The sequence below is a fragment of the Marinobacter litoralis genome, from assembly GCF_016427555.1.
In the GTDB taxonomy this organism is placed as follows: Bacteria; Pseudomonadota; Gammaproteobacteria; order Pseudomonadales; family Oleiphilaceae; genus Marinobacter; species Marinobacter litoralis_A.
This window is the reverse complement of the sequence record NZ_JAELVS010000001.1, coordinates 858346-883818: the sequence shown is the minus strand read 5'-3', so window position 1 is coordinate 883818 and position 25473 is coordinate 858346. Positions and strand designations below refer to the sequence as shown.

23 protein-coding genes are annotated in these 25473 nt (G+C 57.0%); 11 read left to right on the top strand and 12 right to left on the bottom strand.

Annotation, left to right across the window (positions count from 1 at the left end; translation table 11 throughout):
- Positions 1 to 49 precede the first annotated feature (49 nt).
- From JAO79_RS03955 to modC, 5 genes are read left to right on the top strand one after another with little or no spacing between them, the layout of a single operon-like run.
- Positions 50 to 1036, top strand: coding sequence for a sterol desaturase family protein (locus JAO79_RS03955; RefSeq protein WP_227664315.1), 987 nt, complete (start codon positions 50 to 52; stop codon positions 1034 to 1036).
- Positions 1002 to 1934, top strand: a complete 933-nt coding sequence (locus tag JAO79_RS03950; RefSeq protein WP_199005831.1) for an alpha/beta hydrolase — start codon at positions 1002 to 1004, stop codon at positions 1932 to 1934. The genes JAO79_RS03955 and JAO79_RS03950 overlap by 35 nt, the downstream gene beginning before the upstream one ends.
- Complete coding sequence (gene modA / locus JAO79_RS03945) at positions 1868 to 2674, top strand: molybdate ABC transporter substrate-binding protein (protein WP_227664314.1); 807 nt, start codon at positions 1868 to 1870, stop codon at positions 2672 to 2674. The genes JAO79_RS03950 and modA overlap by 67 nt, the downstream gene beginning before the upstream one ends.
- A gap of 15 nt (positions 2675 to 2689) precedes the next feature.
- Positions 2690 to 3367 carry a molybdate ABC transporter permease subunit gene (gene modB / locus JAO79_RS03940; RefSeq protein ID WP_199005830.1) on the top strand — a complete coding sequence of 226 codons (678 nt, stop codon included), beginning with the start codon at positions 2690 to 2692 and terminating at the stop codon, positions 3365 to 3367.
- The gene (gene modC, locus JAO79_RS03935) at positions 3364 to 4446 is read left to right on the top strand and encodes a molybdenum ABC transporter ATP-binding protein (RefSeq protein WP_199005829.1); all 1083 of its coding nucleotides are present in this window, start codon (positions 3364 to 3366) and stop codon (positions 4444 to 4446) included. Before modB ends, modC begins: the two co-directional genes overlap by 4 nt.
- 57 nt (positions 4447 to 4503) lie before the next feature.
- Here modC and crp read toward each other — a convergent pair whose 3' ends face one another.
- Complete coding sequence (gene crp / locus JAO79_RS03930; protein WP_114335439.1) at positions 4504 to 5145, bottom strand: cAMP-activated global transcriptional regulator CRP; 642 nt, start codon at positions 5143 to 5145, stop codon at positions 4504 to 4506.
- 207 nt (positions 5146 to 5352) lie between these two features.
- Between crp and JAO79_RS03925 the strand changes: the two genes are divergently transcribed.
- Positions 5353 to 5775 (top strand): OsmC family protein, encoded by a 423-nt coding sequence (locus JAO79_RS03925; protein ID WP_199005828.1) that lies wholly within the window; start codon positions 5353 to 5355, stop codon positions 5773 to 5775.
- Between the two features lie 232 nt (positions 5776 to 6007).
- Positions 6008 to 6799: an adenosylmethionine decarboxylase gene (speD, locus tag JAO79_RS03920; RefSeq protein ID WP_199005827.1), complete on the top strand. Its 792-nt coding sequence runs from the start codon at positions 6008 to 6010 to the stop codon at positions 6797 to 6799.
- A 33-nt stretch (positions 6800 to 6832) separates the two neighbouring features.
- On the opposite strand, the gene JAO79_RS03915 is transcribed toward speD, so the two are convergent.
- Both JAO79_RS03915 and JAO79_RS03910 read right to left on the bottom strand, forming a co-directional pair.
- On the bottom strand, positions 6833 to 7699 hold the full coding sequence (locus JAO79_RS03915) for a phosphoribulokinase (RefSeq protein ID WP_199005826.1): 867 nt from the start codon (positions 7697 to 7699) through the stop codon (positions 6833 to 6835).
- A 21-nt stretch (positions 7700 to 7720) separates the two neighbouring features.
- The gene (locus tag JAO79_RS03910) at positions 7721 to 11449 is read right to left on the bottom strand and encodes a DUF1631 family protein (protein ID WP_199005825.1); all 3729 of its coding nucleotides are present in this window, start codon (positions 11447 to 11449) and stop codon (positions 7721 to 7723) included.
- 190 nt (positions 11450 to 11639) lie between these two features.
- On the opposite strand from JAO79_RS03910, the gene JAO79_RS03905 reads away from it, so the two are divergent.
- Complete coding sequence (locus tag JAO79_RS03905; protein WP_199005824.1) at positions 11640 to 12710, top strand: aminopeptidase; 1071 nt, start codon at positions 11640 to 11642, stop codon at positions 12708 to 12710.
- Here JAO79_RS03905 and argA read toward each other — a convergent pair.
- From argA to coaBC, 7 genes are all read right to left on the bottom strand, one after another.
- The gene (gene argA, locus JAO79_RS03900; RefSeq protein ID WP_199005823.1) at positions 12684 to 13991 is read right to left on the bottom strand and encodes an amino-acid N-acetyltransferase; all 1308 of its coding nucleotides are present in this window, start codon (positions 13989 to 13991) and stop codon (positions 12684 to 12686) included. The genes JAO79_RS03905 and argA overlap by 27 nt on opposite strands.
- 50 nt (positions 13992 to 14041) lie before the next feature.
- Positions 14042 to 15211: an acetylornithine deacetylase gene (gene argE, locus JAO79_RS03895; protein WP_199005822.1), complete on the bottom strand. Its 1170-nt coding sequence runs from the start codon at positions 15209 to 15211 to the stop codon at positions 14042 to 14044.
- 20 nt (positions 15212 to 15231) lie between these two features.
- Positions 15232 to 16476 carry an acetylornithine deacetylase gene (locus JAO79_RS03890; RefSeq protein ID WP_199005821.1) on the bottom strand — a complete coding sequence of 415 codons (1245 nt, stop codon included), beginning with the start codon at positions 16474 to 16476 and terminating at the stop codon, positions 15232 to 15234.
- 23 nt (positions 16477 to 16499) lie between these two features.
- Positions 16500 to 17396 carry an acetylglutamate kinase gene (gene argB, locus JAO79_RS03885; RefSeq protein ID WP_199005820.1) on the bottom strand — a complete coding sequence of 299 codons (897 nt, stop codon included), beginning with the start codon at positions 17394 to 17396 and terminating at the stop codon, positions 16500 to 16502.
- A gap of 39 nt (positions 17397 to 17435) precedes the next feature.
- Positions 17436 to 20069, bottom strand: a complete 2634-nt coding sequence (locus JAO79_RS16485; RefSeq protein WP_199005819.1) for a phosphomannomutase/phosphoglucomutase — start codon at positions 20067 to 20069, stop codon at positions 17436 to 17438.
- Positions 20070 to 20166: 97 nt separating this feature from the next.
- Positions 20167 to 20628: a dUTP diphosphatase gene (gene dut, locus JAO79_RS03875; RefSeq protein ID WP_199005818.1), complete on the bottom strand. Its 462-nt coding sequence runs from the start codon at positions 20626 to 20628 to the stop codon at positions 20167 to 20169.
- Positions 20628 to 21839, bottom strand: coding sequence for a bifunctional phosphopantothenoylcysteine decarboxylase/phosphopantothenate--cysteine ligase CoaBC (gene coaBC / locus JAO79_RS03870; protein WP_199005817.1), 1212 nt, complete (start codon positions 21837 to 21839; stop codon positions 20628 to 20630). Before coaBC ends, dut begins: the two co-directional genes overlap by 1 nt.
- Positions 21840 to 22014: 175 nt before the next feature.
- On the opposite strand from coaBC, the gene radC reads away from it, so the two are divergent.
- The 3 genes from radC (at position 22015) to rpmG (ending at position 23311) form a co-directional block, all read left to right on the top strand.
- Positions 22015 to 22689 carry a RadC family protein gene (gene radC, locus JAO79_RS03865; protein WP_199005816.1) on the top strand — a complete coding sequence of 225 codons (675 nt, stop codon included), beginning with the start codon at positions 22015 to 22017 and terminating at the stop codon, positions 22687 to 22689.
- Positions 22690 to 22907: 218 nt separating this feature from the next.
- Positions 22908 to 23144: a 50S ribosomal protein L28 gene (rpmB, locus tag JAO79_RS03860; protein ID WP_114335425.1), complete on the top strand. Its 237-nt coding sequence runs from the start codon at positions 22908 to 22910 to the stop codon at positions 23142 to 23144.
- An 11-nt stretch (positions 23145 to 23155) separates the two neighbouring features.
- Positions 23156 to 23311, top strand: coding sequence for a 50S ribosomal protein L33 (rpmG, locus tag JAO79_RS03855; RefSeq protein WP_114335424.1), 156 nt, complete (start codon positions 23156 to 23158; stop codon positions 23309 to 23311).
- A 70-nt stretch (positions 23312 to 23381) separates the two neighbouring features.
- Here the strand turns inward: rpmG and JAO79_RS03850 are convergent, their stop codons facing one another.
- On the bottom strand, positions 23382 to 24428 hold the full coding sequence (locus JAO79_RS03850) for a quaternary amine ABC transporter ATP-binding protein (protein ID WP_199005815.1): 1047 nt from the start codon (positions 24426 to 24428) through the stop codon (positions 23382 to 23384).
- A gap of 9 nt (positions 24429 to 24437) precedes the next feature.
- Positions 24438 to 25472 (bottom strand): ABC transporter permease, encoded by a 1035-nt coding sequence (locus JAO79_RS03845; protein WP_199005814.1) that lies wholly within the window; start codon positions 25470 to 25472, stop codon positions 24438 to 24440.
- Position 25473 lies beyond the last annotated feature (1 nt).

Below are 25473 nucleotides of genomic sequence, written 5' to 3'. Positions count from 1 at the left end.
TCGTATATAACCCAGTCCGTGCCATGATAAACCCAGAACAATAACCAGCATGGGTTTTATTATGGCTCTGATCGACATGATGCACTCGGTGTTTGAGAACAGCGGACTGCTCGCTCTTTGGGAGACGCTGGCCCCTTGGTTGGCACTGGATGAGCGGCAACTGATTTTCGTAGTCGCCACACCGGTTTTCATCGCGGTGGCGGTTTGGGAATACCTGAAAATCCGCCATGATCCGAAGTTGATGGATGTGCCCGAAGCCATCCGGAATTTCATGCTGGGCGCGGGTTATCAGACCACTGAGTTGCTGTTTGCCGGGATTATCGCCTTCCCGGTTTATGCGCTCTGTTACCACTACCGCCTGTTCGAGATTGAGCTGAACGGCTTCACGGCGGTGCTAACCTTCATTGGTGTGGATTTCTGCTATTACTGGATGCACCGTTCCAGCCATCGAATTCGCTGGTTCTGGGCCGCCCATGTGGTGCACCACTCCTCCGAGCGTCTGAACTTTTCCACCGCCATGCGTCAGAGCGCCACCAACATCTTCAACGGAAACTGGGCGTTCTACCTGCCCATGGCGTTGCTGGGCTTCAACCCGGTGTGGATTGGCGTGGCCTATGCGCTGTCGCTGGTGTATCAGTTCTTCATTCACACTACGTTGATCCATCGCCTGCCGGCAGCCGTCGAATTCGTGTTTAATACCCCCAGCCATCACCGTGCCCATCACGGTCGTAACCGGCAGTACATCGACCGCAACTATGGCGGGGTGCTGATCATCTGGGATCGGCTGTTTAACAGTTTTGTGCCCGAAAGTGACGATCTGCCGCCAACCTACGGCATTCCCCGCCAGGTGCATTCAAACAACCTGCTGGTATTGTGGACTCACGAATATGTGGATATGTTCCGCGACATGGGCAAACCCGGCAGTCTAAGCTCTCGTTTAAAACATTTGTGGAAACCGCCGGAGTGGCAACGCCCGGTTATACAGGAACCGGTTAAGAACTATGAACCAGCACACTCTGAACCTGACCGCCACTGACGGCCACCGGATTACCGGCACGCTGTTTCAGCCTGACGCGCCCCTTGCCTGCCTGGTGATCAGCCACGGTATGGCCGAGCACGGCGACCGTTACGCCGGGCTGGCGCAGTGGCTGAACGAACATCAGATTGCGGTGATCAGCTATCACCATCGGGGCCACGGCCCCGACTGCGCCCCAGCCAACCTCGGCTACTACGCCGATCGTGAAGGCTGGGCCAAGGTGGTCGATGATCTTAGGCTTGTTGTTGGCCACGCCAGAAGCACCTTTCCAGGCCGGCCCGTGAGCTTGCTGGGCCACAGTATGGGTTCGTTCATTGCCCAAAGTTATGCACAGCAACACGATGCTTCGATTGACACTTTGATACTGAGCGCATCCAACCGCATCAACAAAGCGGAATTGATTCCTTCGCGCTCACTCATCGGGCTGATCAAACTAGCGCGAGGCAAACGCCACCAGAGCAAACTGGTAGCCAACCTGACCTTTGGCAAATTCAATCGCATGTTCCGGCCCAACCGCACAGAGTGCGACTGGCTCAGCCGGGACGAACAGCAGGTTGACCAATATCTGGCCGATCCGTTGTGTGGATTCGAATGCTCCGTCGGGCTGTGGCATGATTTCCTCGGCGGCATGCTCACCATCAACCCGACGTTGTGGCGCAAGGATCTACCCGTGCATTTGTTTTCCGGCAGCGAAGATCCTGTGGGAGAAATGGGTAAAGGTATCCGCCAGCATTTCCAGAGCATTCGCGAAGCCGGCATTCAGAAAGTGACCTTCCGGCTTTTCGACGGCGGTCGCCACGAGATGCTGAACGAACTCAACGCCGAGGATGTATGGCAACACCTGCTGCAATGTATTCCCACCGCTCAAACCGAGTGCGCCGAGCCTTTATCGGCCTGATCACGGCCTGTTTGTTCGTGGGCTCTGGTTCGGCTCAGGCCGGGCAGGCCTCGGTCGCTGTCGCGGCAAATTTCACGGGCACCATGACGCGGCTGGTGGCGCTATTCGAGCAGGAAACCGGGCATCAGATCCAGGCCAGCTACGGTTCTACAGGTAAGCTGTACGCTCAGATCCGGCACGGTGCGCCCTACGATGCGTTCATGGCTGCCGATGCCGAGCGCCCTCGCCTGCTGGCCGACAACGGCTTGGCGGTAGCCGGTTCACAGATGCCTTATGCCGAAGGTCGGTTGGTACTCTGGAGCCGCAACCCGGACCTGTTCCGTGACGGCTTGCCGTATCTGCAAGGCGAACCCCAGCGCCTGGCGATCGGCAATCCGAAAACCGCGCCCTACGGCATCGCCGCCATCGAGGTTCTGGAGAACCTCGGGTTGGCTGATTCCTTGACACCCAAGCTGGTCAGCGGCGATTCCATAGCGCAGACCTTCCAGTTTATTGCCACCGGCAATGCTCACGCCGGCTTTGTGGCGCAAGCCCAGGTGCGAGCCTTTCAAGGCGCATCAGGCTCGGCATGGCTGGTGCCCCAAACACTGCATAGCCCTATCAGCCAGCATGCGATATTGCTCAACCGGGGCATAGCCAACAGCGCAGCTCGGGACTGGATGACCTTTCTGAATGGCACAAAAGCACAGGCGATCATCCGTGAAGACGGGTACGATATTCCGCAACAGTCCACTCACTGAACTGGCGGAGATTTCATGAGCCCGGAATGGCAAGCCGTTTGGCTGACCCTGAAGCTGGCTGGCATCACAACCCTACTGCTGCTGTTTATCGGCACCCCTATCGCCTGGTGGCTGGCCCGCACTCAACACTGGCTTCGCCAACCGATTGCCGCGATTGTGGCACTACCTCTGGTGCTGCCACCCACGGTTCTGGGATTTTATCTGCTGATCGTGATGGGGCCTGATGGCGCGATTGGCCAACTGACTGACAGTCTTGGTTTAGGGCTGTTGCCCTTCACCTTCGAAGGCTTGGTGGTCGCGTCTGTCATCTACTCGCTGCCGTTTACGGTTCAGCCCCTGCAAACTGCTTTTTTAAGCCTCAACGAGAACCTGCTGGAAGCCGCCGCGACGCTTCGCGCCTCTGCCTGGGATCGGTTCTTTTCCATCGCGATCCCGTTGGCTCGGCCCGGCTTTCTGACCGCCGCGGTGCTGAGTTTCGCCCATACCATTGGGGAATTCGGCGTGATTCTGATGATCGGAGGCAGCATTCCCGGTGAAACCCGGGTGTTGTCGGTCGCCATTTTCGATCACGTGGAAGCTCTGGAATACGCGCAGGCGCACTGGCTCTCTGCCGGTATGCTGGTGTTTTCCTTTGTCGTACTGGTCACCCTGTATACCCTGAATGGGCGCTTTCAGCCGGGAGTGGTGCGATGATTTCACCGGACACCCTACAAGCCCGGTTTCAGTGCCACTTCGATCAGTTCGCTCTCGATGTGGATCTGAACCTGCCCGGCTCCGGCATTACCGCCATCTTTGGTCACTCCGGGTGCGGCAAAACCACTCTGCTGCGGTGCATTGCCGGCTTACAGACTGCCCAAGGACAACTTTCGGTGCTGGGCGAAGCCTGGCAAACCCCTCAGGAAAGCTGGCCGGTACACAAGCGGCCGCTGGCGTATGTGTTTCAGGACACCAGCTTGTTTCCGCATTTGTCGGTTCGCAAAAATCTGCTATACGGCTACCGCCGGGTACCTGCCGGGCAACGCAAGATCACCCCGGAACAAGTCTATGACTGGCTCGGCCTGGAGCCGCTGCTGGAACGCATGCCGGCAGGTCTGTCCGGGGGTGAGCGCCAGCGCGTGGCCATTGGGCGAGCCTTGCTGACCAGCCCTCGCCTGTTGTTGATGGACGAGCCCCTGTCGGCACTCGACCACCAAAGTAAACAGGACATACTGCCGTACCTTGAACGCCTCCGGGATAGCCTGGCCATACCGGTACTCTATGTGTCCCACTCCACCTCAGAAGTTGCCCGACTGGCCGACCACATTGTGATGATGGATCGCGGACAGGTGATCGCCCAGGGACCGTTGCAGGAAACTCTGGCTCGGACGGATCAACCGTTTCGGCTGGAAGAGGATGCAGGGGTGGTGCTGGATGGGGAAATCGCTGAAGTGGATGCTCAGTGGCAACTGAGCAAAGTGGTGTTCAATGGCGGTGAACTGTGGCTGCGGCATCACGATCATCTGACTATGGGCATGTCGGTGCGGGTGCAGGTGCTGGCCCGGGACGTCAGTATTGCGTTACACGAGCACCGGGGCCAAAGCATTCAGAATCTGCTGCCGGCCACGGTGGATCACATTGCCCGGGAGGTCGTGCCCGGCATCACCCTGGTTCGCCTGCTGGCCGGAGACACCGCGTTTCTCGCCCGATTGACCTCGCGCTCGGCTCACCAGCTTCAACTGACGCCGGGGCTGCGGGTTTGGTTGCAGATCAAATCGGTGGCTTTGGCAGACTGACGCGCACAAAAAAGCCGCTGCGGTGCAGCGGCTTTCTGATGGTGCTTCTAACGGCCATCAGCGCGTACCGTAAACCACCATGGTTTTACCTTTCACCTGAACCAGACCTTGCTCTTCCAGGGTTTTCAGTACCCGGCCCACCATCTCGCGGGAGCAACCGACAATGCGGCCGATTTCCTGACGGGTGATTTTGATCTGCATGCCGTCCGGGTGGGTCATGGCATCGGGCTCTTTGCACAGATCCAGCAAGGTGCGCGCGACCCGACCGGTCACATCCAGGAAGGCCAGATCGCCCACTTTGCGGGTGGTTTGGCGCAAGCGCGAGGCCATTTGCTCGCCGATAAAATACAGAACCCGAGGATCTTGCTGAGCAATTTCACGGAATTTGGTATAGCTGATTTCGGCGACTTCACATTCTGTTTTGGCTTTGACCCAGGCACTGCGGGAATCCATGTTGTCGAACAGCCCCATCTCACCGAAAAAATCACCGGTGTTCAGGTACGCCATAATCATCTCGCGGCCATCGTCGTCTTCAATAATGACGGTTACCGATCCTTTGACGATGTAGAAGAGAGAGTCACTTTTGTCGCCCGCATAAATAATCGTGCTCTTGGCCGGGTAACGCCGGCGATGGCATTGGGAAAGAAAGTAATCCAGATGTTTAGTTTTCTGCTCAACCGGCTTGATGATAGTAGCCATAATGCGAGACGTGCCTCCTCAGCGAAATGCCGATCCTGATCTTTGTTATATCCCCGCTTTTCCCTGCAGGTTACGGGTTTTTCTATTCAGCCACGCAACTTATAGCAAGATGGGCCCCGTGGGGCAACTTGAATGCAAAGGCGTGGAATTGCGAAAGTCTGTGCTAGCATCCGTTCTCATCACTGATCGAACAACGGAGAAACCGTAATGAAAGCAACCGTAGACTGGACAGGCAATGTCAGTTTCAAAGCCACCAGCGGCACCGGCCACAGAGTACAGATGGACGGGCCACCTGATCTTGGCGGGCAGAACCTGGGGCCGCGCCCCATGGAAATGCTGCTTATGGGTGTCGGCGGTTGTTCTTCCTTTGATGTCATGACTATCCTGCAGAAAAGCCGACAAGACGTAACCGCCTGCCACGCCGAGCTGGAAGCCGAGCGGGCCGATGCTGTGCCGGCTATTTTCACCAAAATCCACCTGCATTTCGTGGTGACCGGTCACAACCTGAAAGAAAAGCAGGTGGAAAGGGCCGTTAGCCTGTCTGCTGAGAAGTACTGCTCGGCGTCTATCATGCTGGGCGCGGCCGGTGTGGAGATCACCCACAGCTTCGAAATTCGGGCGGCAGAGTAAGTTCGAAAAGCCCCGTGAGCCGTAGCTTTGCGGGGCACAATCGGGTGTTTAAAAAAAGTCCTGGCAAACACTATCCATCGCCATAAGCCGTATGCATAATACGCACCTTTCTCCGCCGGTCTGCGCAAAAGGTGAACAGTTTGTTTGCCCGGTCAGTAGTCGGTGGCGGCCTCGGTAGGGGGACTAACCTCACCCTGTCACCATTCATCTCCAATCCTAGGAGGGGCTGAGCATGGAATCAAAACTCCAGCTGCACGGTTTTAACAATCTGACCAAATCCCTGAGCTTCAACATCTACGACATCTGTTACGCGCAGACCAATGAGCAACGTGAAGCCTACATCGATTATATCGACGAGATGTACAACGCCGAACGTCTGACTCAGATACTGTCTGACGTGGTGAAAATCATTGGCGCAAACATTCTCAACATCGCCCGTCAGGATTACGAGCCTCACGGCGCGTCTGTCACCATGTTGATTGCCGAGCATGACGTGGAAGACTGCAAAGAGAATTACGACGAATCGCCGGGGCCACTGCCAGATACCATCGTGGCGCACCTGGACAAGAGTCACGTGACCGTTCACACCTATCCGGAAAGCCACCCGCATGACGGCGTGAGCACCTTCCGGGCAGACATTGACGTGTCCACCTGTGGTCTGATTTCACCGCTGAAGGTGTTGAACTACCTGATCCACAGTTTCGATTCGGATGTGGTGACGGTCGATTACCGGGTACGGGGCTTTACCCGCGATGTCGATGGCACCAAGCATTACATTGATCACGACATCAATTCGATTCAGAACTACCTCACGGAAGATACCCAGAACGCCTATCAGATGATCGACGTGAACGTGTATCAGGAAAACCTGTTCCACACGAAGATGATGTTGAAGGAATTCAACCTGGATAATTACGTGTTTGGCACCAACGCAGAAGAACTCGATCCTGCCGAAGCCAAATCCATCGAAGACCGGCTACGCCGGGAGATGCTGGAAATCTTCTATTCCCGCAACGTGGAATGATCGCTTCGAGAGGCAGCTATTCCAAGCTGCCTCTCAGGCAAACGCCTTACCTGACATCAGCCTCTGCACCATGGGGCGAACAATCAAATCCATCGCCAATGGCATTTTTGTACCGGGGATCACCAGCGTGTCGTGCCGGGACAAACGGCTTTGGGGAATCGCCTGCAGCAGCCAACTGAAGTCCACATCGGCAACTTCACGAAAGTGAATCACGATCATGCTTTCATCTTCGCTCGGCACTTCCCGGGCTATGAATGGGTTCGAGGTATCCACTAACGGCACACGCTGGAAGTTGATATGGGTGTGGGAGAACTGCGGTACGATGTCTTTAACGTAGTCATCCATACGATTGATGATGGTTTCAACAACCGCTTCCGGGCTGTAACCCCGTTTGTTGGTATCGCGGTTGATCTTCTGAATCCATTCCAGATTCACGATCGGCACAACACCGATCAACAGATCCACATACTGAACCAGGTTGAAGTTTTCACTCACCACACCGCCGTGCAGCCCCTCGTAGAACAGCAAATCCGTATCCGCCGGCAATGAACTCCAGGGCGTGAAGGTGCCCGGCTTATGGCCAGCGGCAATCAGGTGGTGATCTTCATCATGAACATACTGGCGGCACCGGCCATTGCCCGTGTGGCTGTAGTCGTACATCAACGCTTCAAGTCGGTCGATGTGGTTGGCAGCAAGGGCAAAATGGTTGCGTTCACCAAACTGGCCTTTCGCCGCCAAACGAGCCATCTGTTCCCGGGTATAGCGGTGAAAGCTGTCACCGCTGACCATCGCAGCATTGATGCCTTCACGGGCAAACAGACGGGCAAAAATCTGACCGGTGGTACTGGTGCCGGCGCCAGAGGAGCCGGTCACCGCAATAATCGGATGACGCTTGGACATAAAAAGCTAAATTCCTGAGGGTCAGATCAAACTGTTTAGTAATTTGGGCTTCTCGATCACAAAGCCCTGAGCATAGTCCACGCCCAATTGCGTCAGCTTATCCAGAACCTCACGGGTTTCAACCTGAGTGGCGACCACTTCCCGCCCCATAAAGTGCGCCATATCGACCATCGATTTGACCATGGCTTGATCGTTGGCGCTTGTCGCCAGCTGATGGGTTAACGCGCTGTCGATTTTGATCAGATCAATCGGCAACGAACGCATGAACTCGAAGGAATTCGGGCCGGTTCCGAAGTTGCCCAAACAGAACCTGCATCCGATCTCTTTCATCTCGCCGATAAAACGGGCGACGGCCTGCACGTCGTTAATGGCCGATGCTTCAGTGAGTTCAAACCACAAACGCTCGATGGGCGCATCTTTTTCGCTGAGCTTTTCATAAATAAACTCAAGCAGCGCCTGATCGTTCAATGAGTGGCCCGAGAGATTGATACAGATTCCGCCTACATCACGGGCATCGGGTTTCTTCTCTCGCAGCCAGTCCAGCATATGACCAACCACCCAACGGTCTACCGCCTGCATCCGGTCGTAGCGTTCGGCCATCCGAACAAGATCGCGACCGGTCACCAGCTCACCGTTGTCGTCATACATACTGATCAGGATCTCGTACTGGGCGGCCGACATTACGGCATCGACATTCAGCGGGATGATCTTCTGACACCGCAACAGCATTCGATCGTCGGAGGGGTCGCCCAGGTTGGCGACACGGGCCGCAATCTGCTCCTGCCGCGCCTGATCTTCGCTATCCTCACTGTAGACAGACACGTGCCCAGCCCCGCCACGGCGGGCGGCAGACAGTGTTTGTTCAGACGTTCTCAGCCAGCGTTCCGCAGACGTGACCGCCGGCACAGTCGGCACGATGCCAACATTGGCGGTCAGTTCATAAGCTCTGCCATCAAAGTTGAATTCTTCGGCTTCAATGGCATTGACCAGCGATTTGGCAACCGGGCCAGCCTGCTCGTCCGACACCAGCATCGCAAATTCTGTACCTTCGATACGCGACACGGGCATGCCTTCCTCCGCGTGCCGGCACAGTATCTCGGCCACCTGTTTCAGAGTCTGATCGGCGGCCTTGTGACCCGCCACATCACTGAGCAGACGGAAGCCTTTCAGATCCAGATGCAGAAGCGTGCGGGTGCTTTCACTGTGAGTCAGTTGCTGCTCCAACATGCGCTCGAATTCCCGCCGGTTCAGCAGACGTGTCAGGTCGTCGTGGGTTGAGACCCACGACAGCTGGTCATAAACATCCCGCACCATGCGATCAATACTTTCGTCCACCAGGGGCTTTTCGTACTGGCTGTCGAGTATAAGGGCGCCCTCTCGCATTTTGCGCGCCAGAGCCGTCTGCTCCAGTTCAACCACGCGCATGCCCTGATGATTCACGAACACATAGCGCGAGAAGTTGTCGGCAATCCAAACCAGCCGAACGTATTGCGGATCGTCAGATTTGCTTTGGTCTTTAAACCAGTCGCCAACCTGCAATTGCCGGGCGCGGTTGATCCAACGCTCGAGGCTCTTCATTTCCCGTTCATCGACAACCGGCTCAGCGGGTTTTTCAGGCTGGGACGGCGGCATATCAACCAGTTCCAGGGGCTCGCCGGGCTGACGCACCATCAGCTGTTTCAACTCATCCCGTATCTGGGACGACGGCGTGCGATTGCTGGATATCGATGCCAGGCCGTCCTGAATCAAACGAAGAAGCTCGGGCAAATTACTGCTGTTTCCCGGACTTTCCGCATAGGCCATCAACGAATCGATAACAGCCAGATAATCCTGCCACAGCTGCCCTTCTTCACCTTGCCGTATCCAGGTCAGAGACAAGAGATCACGCCAGCCGCCTTCCAGCAAACTGACCACAGCCTTGGGCACCTTGCGGCCACCCAGTTTTTCATCCAGCGCCGCGGCCACCGCGGCTTTGGATTCGGCAACCTTCTGGGAGCCCTGTGCCGCCGCCGTCACGCGTTCTACGTTGCGGCGATAGGCCAGGTTCTGGCGTTCAATCAGGGTGTCGAGCTCCTCGACGGCTTCGTCGAATATGCTGGTGTCCTGATCAAAGTCGGTTGCAATTCGCTGCACCACCTCATCGACTTTGCGCTGCACCATGGGGTTTGGGCGAGCCCCTTTAACACCGATCTGCGCCAGACGGTTAATCACGTTTCGCACCGGGCTGGATTGATCCTCAAAAAAACCGGGATCACGCATCACCACTTTCAGCACCGGCACCTGCAACTGATGCATCTTGGTCTGGGCGTAACGGCTGAGTTTGGGGTTCTCGGTAACACTCCGGAAGAACCGGTCTACCACGTCCAGCGCATCTTCGCTGTCTTCATTCAGACGAGCGTTTTCGGTGCTGTCTTTTACTTTGGCCACAACCCGTTCCTTGAGAGGAACATCAGGTTCATCAAGATCGGCGGCCTGTATCTGCAACTCTTGTAATTCCTGGTTCAGCTCACTACTGGTCAGCGGGCGGGCATCGGGCTCAAACGATTCTGACGCTGGCTCGCCCCTTGTGGAACGACTCAGTTTCAGCGACGACAACAGGTTTCGAACCGTTGCGAAGGCGTTCTGGGCATGTCTGGAATATCCCCTGAACTCTCCGGAGGCCCGAGAATTTGCCTTGTCCTCGGTTTCCGTGGGCGGAGCCTTCGGTGACTCGTCCTTGGCTTTGGGCTCTGGACGTTTCGGCGTAACCCGCTCTGCCGCTTGTTCGCTGAGGTACTTCGTCAGGTCAAGATCAGGCAGCACCCCGTGCCGGATCAGAATGTTGTTCAATTCACGATACAGCGGAGCCAACTGACGGATCACGGCTTGCTCAAAAACCTTCAGGCACACCTTTTCGACTTCGCGGCTTATCTTCAGCTGCACCAAGGCATGATGAAAACCTTCGCAAACCAGCGCAGGCCCCAAGGGGTTATGGTGTCCGGTTCGATTGGAGATGCCGAGATGGTCCAAGCGCAGTTTAAGCTCGAGCAAATCCCCCCTGTACAGGGTGTCTGCGCGCGTAACCATGACTTTAACCGCCAGCCAGTCCTCGAATTCGTCCTTATCGACGACCGACAGGAGCCCGCCCGGCGCTCCTTTTTGCTCCGGCTTTAACGGAGACTCCAGGCTCCGGGCCATGTGGTGCCACAAGATACGCTGGCGGCCTTCGACCTGACCGGCGGCATCCATATATTCATTAGCCAGCTGATCGTTTGGCGCTTTTTGAGCCGCGGCCTTCAACCCCTCCACCGTATTGACAAAACAGGCGTCCATTAACGGCTCAATGAACTGGGTAATTACCCGGGCGCATTGGTGCAAGACAAACTGCACCCTGTCGCTGGGCGCCTGCAACGATGAGCGGCCTTGGTTATTGCCACCGCCGCATAGCCGTATGAGCGCCTCGATCGCCTCCGGGTTTGACCGGACAAAGGATACGCCCATAGCGCGGTCGATTCGCCGGGCCGGACGAACATGCAATTCGTGGTGAACGCTGCTGTCCAGGCCGCGAAAGCGAACAATCACCTCTTTCGGTTCGGGCTGACCCAGTGCGAGCTCAAGCTTGTTGGAGGTTTGCCCGGAATAGCGGATGAACAAACCTTCAGCGCAGAAGTCTGCTATCTGGCAGGGTAATGATTCGCCGCTACCCACATTAATCTGGGCTGCGAGTTTAATTGGCTGTCGGGGGCTACTGCGACGTTCTCTCGGATCCATTAATTATTGACCAGTTATAAAGCCGGTTCCGTCACCGGGAGGTAGATACCCGGTACATCTCCCTGTTCAGGTGGAACGTACCACCCACAAAAAAATCGGTTACAGTGGTTGAAGAAATAACCGATTACTGCACTTGCACAATGACGAAATGTCGAATGCGCGATTCCACTTCACCATAGCATGATGATTCATGAAACAGCTTAGTCAGGTATATCTCATTTTGCTACTGTTGGCGGCACTTCAAGGCTGCTCATCGATAAGCTACTACACCCAGGCCATCTCCGGCCATGTGTCGTTAATGGTGCGGAGCAAGCCGGTTAATGAGGTATTGCAACGGCCCGACACCCCGCCCGAATTGTCACACCGGTTATCGGTGGCCCAGGCTGCCCGCATTTTTGCAGAGCAAACACTCAAGCTGCCGGTTGGCGGCGCATTTTCCAGTTTTGTTCCGCTCGAGCATTCGTGGGTGGTGGTCAATCTGGTAGCTGCTCCCGAGTTTTCCCTGAACCCGAAACAGTGGTGTTATCCGTTTGTCGGCTGCCAAGCCTACCGGGGCTATTTTGACCTCGCCAAGGCAAAACAGGCCCAAAGGCAATTCGACAACGATGGTTACGATACGTTTATTGGTGCGGTGACGGCTTACTCCACGCTTGGCTGGTTCGACGACCCACTGCACACCGGCTTCACCAGCCTTTCGGAAGACCGGATGGTGGCTTTGATGTTTCACGAGCTGGCGCACCGCGTCGTCTATCTCAATGGCGATACCGCATTCAATGAAAGCTTTGCCACGGCGGTAGAGCTGGAAGGTTTGCGCTTGTGGCTGGAGCGACAGGGTCAACCGGACGTATTCGAGAGGGCTCTGCTGCGGCTTGAACACCGCAATCGCACACTTGAGCTGGTGGGCGAGACCAGCAAGGTGTTGCGGCGTCTTTATCAACAACAGAGCGAGCTGGGGCCCGAACAACTCCGGGTTCGTAAACAGCTAGCGTTGGATGATCTGGCCGACCAATACGCAGCCCTGTCGTCGAACTACCCGGAACCCGGGCCGTTGGGGTCGGCGCCGGTGCAGCTAAACAACGCCAAGCTGGCGCTGTTTCAGCAATACAACCAACATGTTCCGGCCTTCCGGCAATTACTGAAGGAATCCGCTTTCAACTTCGAACAGTTTTACGAGGCGGTGGCCCGGCTGTCCGAATTACCGGGCACCGAGCGCAGGGCCACTCTGAACAGACTGTCAGAGCGGTTTCACGAACACTTTTGATTTGCGAAGCGGGTTGTAGGTCGCCAACTTGGGACCGGGCAGGTTTTCCACAGCGGTTGGCTCAAAGCCTCGCTCCCGGAACCAGTGTTCGGTTTGGGTGGTCAGTACGAACAGTTTTTCAATGCTCTGCCCTCGCGCCTGTTTTTCGATCATCATCAGGATGTCGTCGCCGCGCCCTGCGCGCCGGTAGGATGGATCCACCGCGAAACAGGATAACTCACCCGCCGCTTCCTCCGGGTAGTGATACAGCGCCGCACAACCCACCACGGTGCCGTCTCGCTCGGCGACCACGAAGCGATCTACCTCGGTTTCCAGCATTTCGCGAGAGCGCCGCACCAGTATGCCCTGCTCCTCCAGCGGCTGAATCAATTCCAGAATACCGCCAATGTCTTCTACCCGGGCGGGGCGAATCTGCTCGTAATGGTCGCCACTGACCAAGGTGCCGGAACCATCCCGTGTGAACAGCTCTTCCAGCAATGCACCGTCTTCGGCGTAGCTGATGATGTGAGCACGGCGCACACCTTTCACACAGGCATCGCAGGCCGCTTTCAGAAGAACCGCGTCGTGACCGGTCACGTTGTTGGCGTTCAGACGCTCCGTTGCCTGATGCGCGCCCAGCTCCCGGATCAGTGAACCGTCTTCATCCAACAAACCTTCGTCATCGATAAAGACAATTAGCTTCTCGGCCTTCAAAGCAGCCGCAACCTGACTGCCCACATCCTCGTAGGACAGATTAAAAGCATCGCCCGTGGGCGAGTAGCCCATAGGCGGCAGCAGCACAATGTGGCCCTGTTCGAGCAGCCGCTCGATACCCGGGGTGTCAATCCTGCGGACCCGACCGGTGTAACCGAAATCAATGCCGTCCAGCACGCCCACCGGCTTCGCGGTGACGTAGTTACCGCTGCTGACACGGATTCTGGCGTTGTGCATGGGCGAGTTCACCAGCCCCATCGACAACTGGCTTTCCAGGTAGGCACGCAAGCCACCGATCGCCTCCATCACCAGTGGCAAGTGATCGTCCGGCGTAACCCGCAGGCCCCGTTCGAAGGTGGTTTCCAGACCGGCATCTTCCAAACGGGACTGAATTTGCGGGCGGCCACCAAACGCCACGACAAGTCGCACACCCAAACTGCTGAGCAAGGCGATGTCGTGGATGATGTTGATGAAGTTCCGATGCTCAATGGCATCCCCGGGCATGGTCAACACCACGGTACGGCCCCGATGGGCGTTGATGTACGGAGATGAGTGGCGAAACCCATGCAGCCAGTCGTTTGATTTCAATCCGGTCTCCCTTATCGATCCTTTGTGGCCGATTAATCGGCCAACACTCATTACAAACAATACTGCTTTATCAGCCCGCGCAGAACATCGATGGTGGGCTGTAACTGCGACAGCTCCAGAAATTCATCGGGCTGATGCGCCTGATCAATCGAGCCCGGCCCCATGACCAAGGTTTCCAGCCCCAGCTTCTGCAACCAGGGAGCCTCGGTGGCGAAGGCAACCGCGTGTGCCTTGTGGCCCGTCAGAGTTTCACAGGCTTTCACCAATCCGGCATCGGCCGGGGTTTCAAACGGCGGGACGCCATCGAACAGTGGCTCAAACGTCAGGTTGAGCTGGCGGCGCTCGGCCAACGGCTGCACACGGCTGAGGATTGCCTGACGCAGAGTTTCCATGTTCATGCCCGGCAACGGGCGCAAGTCAAAATGCAGTTCGCACTGGGCACAGATTCGGTTGGGGTTATCGCCGCCATGAATACAGCCCAGATTCAGGGTGGGTACCTGCACCGCAAAATTCGGATTCTGGTATTGCTGTTGCCATTCGGCCCGCAAGGCCAGCAATTCGGTCATGGCTTCGTGCATGCCTTCCAGCGCATTGCGGCCAAGATCAGGATTAGACGAATGGCCCGATTGCCCCTCAAATTTCAGCCGCTCCATCATGATGCCTTTATGCATCCGAACCGGCCGGAGCCCGGTCGGCTCACCAATCACCGCATAGCGCGCTTTCGGTTTACCGGCTTCGGCCAACGCCCGGGCACCGTTCATCGAGCTTTCTTCGTCGGCGGTTGCCAGGATGATCAACGGTTGTTGCAAAGGCTGGTCAAGAAAGCTCTTGGCGGCTTCAATCGCCAGCGCGAAGAAGCCTTTCATATCGCAGGTGCCCAAACCGTACCAGCGGCCGTCTTTCTCGGTCAGGGTAAAGGGATCGGTCTGCCAGCGCTGATCATCAAACGGTACGGTGTCGGTATGGCCAGACAACACCAAACCACCCGGGCCACTGCCCAAGGTCGCGATCAGATTGTACTTGCCGGGCATCCCCGGCACTTCCAGAATCTCTATGGCGAAACCCAGCGTTTCCAGCCAATCGGCCAACGTGCGCACAACGGCTTCGTTGCTGTGATCCCAATCCGGCGATGCACTGCTGATGGAAGGCAAGGATATCAGCCGTGCCAACATATCGTGAACGCCCGGCACCCGGTTTTTCGTATCCGTACTTTGAACCATGCCTGCCTCCCGGCGTCAGATCAGTTTGCCCGGCCCCTCCGCCAGACTTCAAAGCGCGCAACGGCGCGAATCAACATAGGGTACGCCACTTCGCCACCCGCAATCATGCGAGCCACTTCCAGTTCTCGCTCACCCACACTCACCAATCGACCTTCAACCGTTTTACCGTTCGACAGCGTGACCCGCACGGTTTGCCCTTGCCACAAACCCGCATTTTCCACAGGCTCTGCAAACCACTGCGGCCGGAGTGATGTTTCCGGGTGAGTAACGGGCTCATAGGCCTCCGGAGCCACTTCCGGCACGGCCGGCTGAATTCTGCTGAGATAAACGTCCGGAACCTGAGAGCCGTTATAGGTAACCGGCCAGGCGGCGCCCGGGTTCTCGCCGTCGCGAACCGGAACGCCATAGGCCTCGCTGCCAATGTTAACCAGGAAACGCAGCTCGCCACCTTCGGTCAGCCACTGACGGTACAGGGCGATCAACTGTCCACTCGCCTGATACCCTCGCCCCTCCAGCGCGCGCGCCAAGGCTTTGGCTGCGGTTACGCTCCATTCGTTGACGGTCAGGCCGGTTTCCCGTGAGCAGTAGGCTGAAATGCGGCGCATCAACCCTCCGTCCCGCACGGTGATGTCCGCAGGCTGCTCGTGACCGGAAACATCGACGCCCTCACGGGATAGGTGCAAGCGCGCGCCGGGCCAATTCAGCTCCAGGCTGCCCATTTCCAGAGTGTGCAATTCGGCCTGCAGGCCGCCACGGTTTTGGGTCAGGCGAAAATCACCGCCGATCGAATCAATACCCATGCGTTTCAGGTCGCCACTGCCCAAATGCTGTCTGGGATCGGGCGCGCAGGCTAAGGCAACCAAGGGCGCTTTGGTTGAGGATTCCTCAACATCTTCGGTCACCCAGTTTCGGAACATGGTGGGTTCAAGAACCATGTGCGCCTGCTCAACGACCAAGGTCCAGTCACCTGCAATGCGCTGGGGATTGGCCAGCCCGGTCACCAGCGCAACCGGAGAATGAGCATCCAACTCGACCAGCCCCATGCTCAGCGGCTGGGTTAATCTGAAATCGAGCCAGCTGGCGTCTTTCAGCAGCAGGCGCCCGTCAAGTGCCGAACCGATCTGCCCTCGCTCGAGAACACCCGTGCTGGACAGCTGGGTACGCGCGTCCGCCAAACGCTGATCCGCCAGCCACCAGACGCCGGCCTTGTAGCCGGCAAAAGCGAGCAAACTGAATACAACCAGAAAAGACAGCAGGCGCTTCATCCAATGGCTCCGGGTCAGGCAGATCAGTTACGGGAAATCAAAGTACCGACGCCTTCGTCGGTGAAGATTTCCAGTAAGCAGGCGTTAGCGACTCGGCCATCAATGATGTGCGATGTGCGCACGCCATTTTCCACCGCGCTCAGGGCGCAACGGATTTTCGGCAGCATGCCGCCGTGGATGGTACCGTCTTCGATCAATTCGCTGACCTGCTGGGCGGTAAGGCCGGTGAGGACCTTGTCATCTTTGCTCTTCAAGCCTGCCACGTTAGTGAGCAACATCAGCTTTTCGGCCTTCATGGCTTCGGCCACTTTACCGGCCACCAGATCGGCGTTGATGTTGTACGAAGCGCCGTCCGGCCCCACACCAATGGGCGCAATTACCGGAATAACATCGCTGCGAGTGAGCATGTCGATCACGTTAACGTTCACGCTGGCAACTTCACCTACGTGCCCGATGTCGATGATCTCGGGGCGTTCAAGTTCCGGTGAACGGTCAACCACTTCCAGTTTGCGGGCGCGAATCAGATTGGCATCTTTACCGGTTAAACCGATGGCCGTGCCCCCCTGGGCATTGATCAGCGACACAATCTCTTTGTTGACCTGACCACCGAGCACCATCTCGACCACATCCATGGTTTCGGCATCGGTCACCCGCATTCCGTTGACAAAACGGGACTGGATGTTCAAACGCTCAAGTAGCCCGCCAATCTGCGGCCCGCCGCCATGCACCACGATCGGGTTGATGCCCACCAGCTTCATCAACACGACGTCGCGGGCGAAGCTGCTTTTCAGGTCTTCATTTTCCATGGCGTTGCCGCCGTACTTGATGACCACCGTTTTGCCGGTAAACCGTTGGATATAGGGCAGGCCACGGCTCAATACCGACGCGACCTGCATGGCTGTTTCACGATTCAGAGCCATGATGATGTGTTGATCCTTTCTGTCAGAGAATGGTTAAAGTCAGAAACTTGCGACCAGATCCGGAGCCGCCTTATGCAGCTGCTCGCGGAACACGGTCTTGATTCGTTCCAGAGCCTCTTCGGTTTCTGCCTCGAAACGCAGCACCAGAACAGGCGTGGTATTGGAGGCCCGGCACAGGCCCCAACCGTCGCGGTAATCCACGCGAATGCCGTCGATATCGCTGACGTTGCCATCACCGAAATCACCCAGCTCGCCAAAACGCTCAATGATCGCGAATTTATCGCTTTCCGTCACCTCGACATTCAGCTCCGGAGTACTGAGGTCTTCCGGGAAATCCTCGAATACTTCGTCGCTGTGGCGGTCTTCAATGCCCAGGATTTCCAGTAGCCGGGCCGCCGAATACAGGCCGTCGTCAAAGCCGTACCAGCGTTCGCCAAAGAACACGTGGCCGCTGAGTTCACCGGCCAGCAATGCGCCGGTCTCCTTCATTTTGGCCTTCATCAGGGAATGGCCGCTTTTCCACATCACGGGGCGGCCACCGGCTTCGGAAATCACCCCGGCCAGGCGGCGGCTGCATTTCACATCGTACAGCACGTCGGCCCCGGGGTTGCGGGACACTACATCCCGGGCAAACAGCATCATCAGCCGGTCTGGCCAGATAATCTTGCCTTTATTGGTGACCACACCGAGACGATCGCCGTCGCCATCGAAGGCAATGCCCACGTCGGCGCCAACTTCCTGCACTTTTGCAATCAGATGCTGAAGGTTATCAGGCTTGCCGGGGTCCGGGTGATGATTCGGGAAATCACCGTCAATGTCGCAGAACAGCGGCACCACTTCGCACCCCAACTCTTCAACCAGAATAGGCGCCAGCTCGCCCGCAATGCCGTTGCCGGCGTCCACCACGACTTTCAGCGGAGCGGCCACCGCAATATCGCCCACGATGCGATCAAGGTAAGCGCGACGAACATCGTCGCCGGTTTGTTCGCCCGGCCCGGACGTAAAGTCACCAGTCTGGATGCGCTGATAGAGCTTCTGGATCGCATCACCCGAAAGCGTTTCGCCCCCCAACATGATCTTCAGACCGTTATAGTTGGCCGGGTTATGGCTCCCGGTCACCATGACACCCGAACCGGTGTTCAAGTGATGGGTGGCAAAGTACAGCACCGGAGTGGGCACCGCGCCCACACGAATCACGTTGCAGCCAGCCGACATCACGCCTTTTGCCAAGGCGTCCGCCAATTCGGGGCTGGAATGGCGGCCATCGTAGCCAATGCACAGAGAGACGACACCCCGCTCAGTGGCCTCGGAGCCAATTGCCTGACCAATGAGTTCCACAACGCCCGGCGATAGGTTTTCGCCGACAATGCCCCGAATATCGTACGCGCGAAAGATCTCGGATTCGACCTGAACGTCCGGCACAGCGCTTTCAAGCACTTCTGGAATGTCTTCATCAAACAGAGGCGCATCAGCGCTGCCAAGCCCTAACACATCATCGTCGCCGTCGAGCATGTCCATGCCGAGCGAATTATCGTTTTCGAACAGCGGCTCGGATGTTTCACCTGGCTTCGCTGCAGGCGCCGAGGCCGCTTTCGGGGCAGCCGTGGCTTTTGCTTGCGACACGCGCTTCTCGACGACCTGTGACACCCGGGACAATACTTCCCCGGTAGACGCGACCATATCCCACTGCGTGCTGGGCAATTTCTGGCGTTCACCACTGAACACTTTATACGCCCATTGTGTCATGGCACTGACGTCTTCACGCACGCTCCGTTGAGCCTTGCCTAACAAGATCCAGACGACCACGGCTGCCAAAAGCACAGGAACGAGAACGAGCAGTGCCAACAGAACCGGGCTGACAGGAGGGGCCGGTATGGAGCCGGGCTGATACACCACATCCCAGTCCGGATTCATCAGATTACGTGATACTTCCGTTCCGCTACCGCTGCCGACGCTGATAACCGGTCGTTTACTACCTGCGGCCGTCTGCACCAGCGCAAGACGACCACCCAGCGTGTTGTTGCTCACTTGCAGCAGCGGTGCCAAGTGGTCGGATTTGAACACCACCAAGACCGTGCCGATCACCGCCTTGCTGACCGAGCTTCTGACCGGGGCAGCAAATTGCAGATACCACTGGTTATCCCGAGGAAACGCGTCCGGTAACATGGGCTGGCCATTTTCTGCGCGCTGCGCTAACTCCAGACCGGCAAAACCCAGCAGGTTCTCGCCGTTGCCGGTTCTGGGTATGCCCCGGCGCGGGAAAACAAACACCGCCTCAGCGCCATTCACCGCCGACACCAGCTGGCGCGACAAGGGCCTAAGATCCGATTCGTTCGCGACCTTGTCGATCACGAACGGCTGGCTCGCCAACGCCTGAACCTGCTCTTGCAGTGCGTTCAGATAATGGTTGAGCCGCTGTTGCGCGCTGCTTGCCTCAACGCTAACCGCCTGATGAAAATCTTCCTTCGCGACAGGCACCGAAACCAGAAAATGCAGCAACGCCGTTGAAATCACACCGGCAAGAACCACCACCAACGCCTGCGTAGCCGCCACCGAACTGAGCTTTTTCAGCCCGTTACCGGCCCGACTGCGTTTTGCCTTGGCTTCCGGTGCGGCTGTTACCTGCTGTTCTTCGGCGGCATTGTTGTTGGCCTTTTTTTTACCGAATTTCATAGCGCATCCCATCGTTATTTTCTTGTTCCGGACAAACACTTGCCTTCGCAGTATAGTCGTCAGACTTGCAGCGCGCCGCCATCATGCGGCCACCCGATCAGTGGCTTCCTGTCGAGCCAAAACCGCCTTCGCCGCGATCACTGGCGTCAAACTCGGACACCACTTCAAAATCTGCCTGCACCACCGGCACCAGCACCATTTGCGCGAGACGTTCGCCAATTTCAACGGTGAACTCCGTCTGGCCACGGTTCCAGCACGAGACCATCAGCTCGCCCTGGTAATCCGAGTCGATCAGTCCCACCAGATTCCCCAAGACAATGCCGTGTTTATGGCCCAGGCCACTGCGTGGCAGGATCATGGCTGCCAGAGACGGGTCGGCTATATGTACTGACAACCCTGTTGGAATGAGATGCGTATCGCCGGGGGCCACGGTAAGGGGCTCTTTCAGGCAGGCACGCAGATCCAGACCCGCTGACCCTTCGGTTGCATACTCAGGAAACGGAATGGCCGAACCAATACGATCGTCCAGAATTCTTACCTGCAATTTTTTTCGCGTCATTACTCGTCGGCCTTCTTGCTGCGTTCTTCAATGAGTGCCACCAAACGGTTGGCAATGGTTTGTTTACTGTCGGGGCCGATGGATTCCTGACCTTCTGGCCAAAATACAGTGACCGCGTTCTGATCGCTGTTGAACCCCAACCCGGGGGCTGATACGTCATTGGCCACAATCATCTGCAACTTTTTGCGCTGCATTTTATCCATCGCATAGCGTGCAACGTCGGTGGTTTCCGCCGCAAAGCCCACGGTAAAAGGTGCATCGGGTCGGGCGGCGATGGTGGCGAGAGTATCGGGGTTACGCACCAGAGAAAGACTCATTTCATCATTGGTTTTTTTGATCTTGTCTCCGGCGCAGGTTTCAGGGCGATAATCAGCCACGGCAGCCGTGGCGATAAAAACATCGCAGCCTTCGCTGACGGCCTGTTGCGAGGCCTGAAGCATGTCTTCCGCGGTGATCACCGAGCGCACATCTACCCCCTCGGGGGCGGACAACGTGACCGGGCCACTGATCAGGGTAACCTCCGCACCTGCGGCTACTGCAGCCCGGGCAATGGCGTAACCCATTTTCCCGGAGCTGTGATTGGAGATGTAGCGCACCGGATCGATAGGCTCCCGGGTGGGGCCGGCGGTAATCACAAACCGTTTGCCGGCAAATGGTCCGGCAGGCTGCGGTACCTGCTCGGTCAGGATCAGCGTGGCAAGCGCAGAAGGTTCCAGCATTCTGCCGGGGCCGTTATCGCCGCACGCCTGTTCGCCCTGATCCGGGCCCCAAATCGTCATTTGCGGATCTTCCGACAACAACCGGAGGTTGCGCTGGGTACGGTGATTTTTCCACATGGCCTGATTCATGGCCGGCGCTACCGCAATGGGCGCTTCGGTGGCGCAACATACGGTGGTAAGCAGATCGTCGGCCATGCCATGAGCCAGTCGAGCCAGAAAATCTGCCGAGGCTGGCGCGATCACCACCTGATCGGCCCATTTTGCCAGCTCAATATGGCCCATGCCGGCTTCGGCTTCCGGGTCCAATAATGACGTGCGTACCGGCTCGCCGCTCAACGCCTGAAACGTCAGCGGAGTGACAAAGGCTTCCGCCCCCTGAGTCATGATCACACGAACGTCCAGACCGGCTTTCTTCAGCTGCCGAACCAGTTCGGCGCTCTTGTAGGCGGCGATGCCACCGGTGATTCCCAGCAGTATTCGTCTGACGGCCATGAGGGCTCCGTATTCCCGTAAAATGAAAGACTTGTAAGATAGCACGCGAGCCCTGACAGCGCAGCCTGCGCGCACCTTTGTTCCGTTTACCAAATGTTACCTTTTCGAGTACCCTTTGTAACTTTGAGAACCGCGTGCAGGACGCACGGGTTAACGACATCCGCAAGGAAGCCCTATGAACGAATCCAACTGGCCCAGCGACGAGCGGCCACGCGAACGACTGCTCGCCCACGGCGCCGAATCTTTATCCGACGCTGAACTTCTGGCGATATTTTTGCGCACCGGTACCGCCGGCATGCCGGTCATGGCCATGGCTCGCCACCTGATCGATGAATTCTCGAGCCTGCGTGGCCTGATGACCGCCTCCCGCCGCCAGTTTTGTCAGGTAAAAGGCCTGGGCACCGCAAAGTACGCACAGGTACAGGCGGCGATGGAAATGGCCAGACGGGTGATGGATGAACCTCTGCGGCAAGGCGACCCCCTGCGGTCACCCGCCGATACCCGGCGATTTCTGACCAGCCGCCTGGCGACTTACCCGCACGAAGTGTTTGCCGGTTTGTTTCTCGATAACCGCCATCGTGTTATTCAATACCGGGAGTTATTCCGGGGCACCATCGACGGCGCCGCCGTGTACCCACGGGAGGTGGTTCGGCAGGCCCTGGAAGATAATGCAGCGGCGGTGATTTTCGCGCACAATCACCCCTCCGGAGTGGCCGAACCGAGTCAGGCAGACATTTCACTGACCCGTCGCCTGAAAGAGGCGCTGGGGTTGGTCGATATCAGGGTTCTTGACCATATGGTTATCGGTCACGGTGAGGTAATATCCCTCGCTGAAAGAGGGTTGATGTAACCGCCATGAGGTCGCCACCGAAAAACTGGCCAAAATCCCAACAATTTTTTGCGTTGGGGCCCCGGTTCTGGTATAAAAGCGTCCCTTTCTGGCGGTATCTGGCGTGTTGCGCCCAGTTTACAGGCGCGAACCGGTAGCAAAGTTAGCTCCGGAGCAACCAGAGACGCGTTAAATAACGAATTCGCATTGATAGACCAGTGCTCAGGTCGGAGGCATGTATGTCCAGAGTTTGTCAGGTTACCGGTAAGCGTCCGGTTACCGGTAACAACGTATCCCACGCGATGAATCACACTCGTCGTCGTTTTCTGCCGAATCTGCAGAACCACCGTTTCTGGGTTGAGTCCGAGAAGCGTTTTGTGAAGCTGCGCGTATCCACCAAGGGCATGCGCATCATCGATAAAAAAGGTATTGACGCTGTACTGGCCGATCTTCGTGCCCGCGGCGAGAAATTCTAAGGAGCTGCATCATGCGCGAAAAAATTAAGCTGGTATCGTCAGCAAACACCGGTCACTTCTACACGACCATGAAGAACAAGCGTAACACCCCGGAAAAGATCGAGATCAAAAAGTACGATCCGGTTGTCCGTAAGCACGTTGCGTACAAGGAAGCCAAGATCAAGTAATTGGTCCTGCCTCCACGAAAAACCCGGCTCTCGAGCCGGGTTTTTTATTGCCTTTACATCGAGCACCCATCTAAGACACTCGAGCCCCGCTTCCCTCTGTCGGCACCAAGGCTTTGGTCAGCTCGGTCATCGCAAGACGGCCGACCGGCCGGCCGTCACGCACAACCCGAAACACCTGCCGCACATCGCCACCCGATTTCGCCAGCACCGTCTCCAGGTTATCGGTTTCCAAGACATCACCGGCAAACGACTCGGAATCCTTAACCGGCTCCATGACCGAACGCACCCGCAGCACTCGGGCGCGATTGATGTCACTGATGAAGTCAACAATGTAGGGATCGTTCGGCTGCAACAATATGCTTTGAGGGTCCCCCTGCTGCACCACTTCACCATCTTTGAGAATCACCAGATGGTCTGCCAGCTTCAACGCTTCGTCCAGATCGTGAGTAATAAAGACAATGGTTTTGTGCAATTCAGCCTGCAACTCCAGCAACAGATCCTGCATGTCGGACCGGATCAGCGGGTCCAATGCCGAGAAGGCTTCGTCCATCAGCATCACCGGAGAATTGGACACCAGCGCACGGGCAATTCCGACCCGCTGCTGCATCCCACCGGACAATTGGTGGGGATACTGCTCCTCACTGCCTTCCAGTCCGACACGGGCCAACCACTTTCGGGCCTCTTCTTCATAGGCATCACGGCCCTGCCCGGAAATCTCCCAGGACATGCCGGCATTTTCCAGCACGGTCTTGTGGGGCAGCAACGCGAACTTCTGGAACACCATGGACATTTTCTGGCGCCGCAATGCGCGCAAGCCGTCTTCGCCCAACGCCAAAACGTCTTCACCATCGAACAGGATTTCACCCGTGGTGGGCTCGATCAGGCGATTGAGATGGCGAATCAAAGTCGATTTCCCGGAACCGGACAGCCCCATAATGACGGTCACTTCGCCTTCGTGCACATCGACATTGATGTCTTTCAGGCCGAGCACATGCCCGTGCTCGTCTTGTAGCCCGGCTTTCGTTGCCCCTTGCTTTACGTGCTCAAGCGCAGCTTCCGGCTCTGGCCCGAAAATCTTGTACAAATTGCGAATCGCGATTTTGACATTCTTTGCCACGATACTGCCTCACTGTTTCTGTGCGGAATTGACCCGGGCCAGCGAGGCCTTGGTGACGCGATCAAGAATGACGGCCAGCAACACAATGCCAAGGCCGGAAACCAGCCCCACACCCAACTCCAGGTTCCGAATGCCGCGCAACACCAATACGCCCAAACCCGGCGCAGACACCAGAGACGCAATCACCACCATTGCCAGGCTCATCATGATGGTCTGATTTACGCCCGCCATAATGTTCGGCAGCGCCAACGGGATCTGTACCTTGAACAGCTTTTGCCGGGGTGTCATGCCGAACGCATCGGCGGCTTCGATCACCTCCTTGTCCACCAACCGGATGCCAAGGTCGGTCAATCGAACCACCGGCACAATGGCATAGAGAATGATCGCAATGCCGTACAGTTTGGATTCGGTCACGCTGAACAGAAAGATCAGCGGAATCAGGTATACAAACGGAGGCAAGGTCTGCAGCATATCCAGAACCGGAATGGTGCCCCGCTGTAACCAGTCGTTCCGCGCCATGGCGATGCCAATGGGAACCCCCAACAGCACGCACAGGAAGGCACAGACAAAAATAATGGCGAGCGTTTGCATCGCGTATTCATAGTAATCAATGAAGGCTAACAGGCCGATGGAAAACACAACGAAGGCCACCAGTTTCCAGGACTTGCTCACCAAAAACACCACCGCCAACATCACCGGAATCACGATCCACCACGGCGTGTTGAGCATGACGTAGAGCGAGCCATCAAGAAACCAGCTTAGTGGCTGGGTAAGCGGATCCAAAACCAGGCTCAGGCTGTCTTTAACTTCCAGAAAGCCCCGTTCGAGCCCTTTGGTTAAATCCCGGGATTTAGGGAATGCCGCACACGATTCGTTCAGCGCATCCATCGAGGGAAACGGCAAGTCCCAGAGAGATTCGGACTCAGCCTCCTGCCCTTTGCTCTTGGCCAGTAAGTCGGCCATGGATAGGGGCCCCGAGTCTTTATTTTGGCCACACCACTCCTTCAGACCCAGGGTTGAGAATAACCAATCGTATGTTGCCATC

Bases quoted from the DNA above. Each gene is read 5' to 3' on its own strand.
- JAO79_RS03955 (WP_227664315.1), top strand. From the start codon at position 50: ATGGGTTTTATTATGGCTCTGATCGACATGATGCACTCGGTGTTTGAG.
- JAO79_RS03950 (WP_199005831.1), top strand. From the start codon at position 1,002: ATGAACCAGCACACTCTGAACCTGACCGCCACTGACGGCCACCGGATT.
- modA (WP_227664314.1), top strand. From the start codon at position 1,868: ATGGCAACACCTGCTGCAATGTATTCCCACCGCTCAAACCGAGTGCGC.
- modB (WP_199005830.1), top strand. From the start codon at position 2,690: ATGAGCCCGGAATGGCAAGCCGTTTGGCTGACCCTGAAGCTGGCTGGC.
- modC (WP_199005829.1), top strand. From the start codon at position 3,364: ATGATTTCACCGGACACCCTACAAGCCCGGTTTCAGTGCCACTTCGAT.
- crp (WP_114335439.1), bottom strand. From the start codon at position 5,145: ATGGCTACTATCATCAAGCCGGTTGAGCAGAAAACTAAACATCTGGAT.
- JAO79_RS03925 (WP_199005828.1), top strand. From the start codon at position 5,353: ATGAAAGCAACCGTAGACTGGACAGGCAATGTCAGTTTCAAAGCCACC.
- speD (WP_199005827.1), top strand. From the start codon at position 6,008: ATGGAATCAAAACTCCAGCTGCACGGTTTTAACAATCTGACCAAATCC.
- JAO79_RS03915 (WP_199005826.1), bottom strand. From the start codon at position 7,699: ATGTCCAAGCGTCATCCGATTATTGCGGTGACCGGCTCCTCTGGCGCC.
- JAO79_RS03910 (WP_199005825.1), bottom strand. From the start codon at position 11,449: ATGGATCCGAGAGAACGTCGCAGTAGCCCCCGACAGCCAATTAAACTC.
- JAO79_RS03905 (WP_199005824.1), top strand. From the start codon at position 11,640: ATGAAACAGCTTAGTCAGGTATATCTCATTTTGCTACTGTTGGCGGCA.
- argE (WP_199005822.1), bottom strand. From the start codon at position 15,211: ATGGTTCAAAGTACGGATACGAAAAACCGGGTGCCGGGCGTTCACGAT.
- JAO79_RS03890 (WP_199005821.1), bottom strand. From the start codon at position 16,476: ATGAAGCGCCTGCTGTCTTTTCTGGTTGTATTCAGTTTGCTCGCTTTT.
- argB (WP_199005820.1), bottom strand. From the start codon at position 17,396: ATGGCTCTGAATCGTGAAACAGCCATGCAGGTCGCGTCGGTATTGAGC.
- JAO79_RS16485 (WP_199005819.1), bottom strand. From the start codon at position 20,069: ATGAAATTCGGTAAAAAAAAGGCCAACAACAATGCCGCCGAAGAACAG.
- dut (WP_199005818.1), bottom strand. From the start codon at position 20,628: ATGACGCGAAAAAAATTGCAGGTAAGAATTCTGGACGATCGTATTGGT.
- coaBC (WP_199005817.1), bottom strand. From the start codon at position 21,839: ATGGCCGTCAGACGAATACTGCTGGGAATCACCGGTGGCATCGCCGCC.
- radC (WP_199005816.1), top strand. From the start codon at position 22,015: ATGAACGAATCCAACTGGCCCAGCGACGAGCGGCCACGCGAACGACTG.
- rpmB (WP_114335425.1), top strand. From the start codon at position 22,908: ATGTCCAGAGTTTGTCAGGTTACCGGTAAGCGTCCGGTTACCGGTAAC.
- rpmG (WP_114335424.1), top strand. From the start codon at position 23,156: ATGCGCGAAAAAATTAAGCTGGTATCGTCAGCAAACACCGGTCACTTC.
- JAO79_RS03845 (WP_199005814.1), bottom strand. From the start codon at position 25,472: ATGGCAACATACGATTGGTTATTCTCAACCCTGGGTCTGAAGGAGTGG.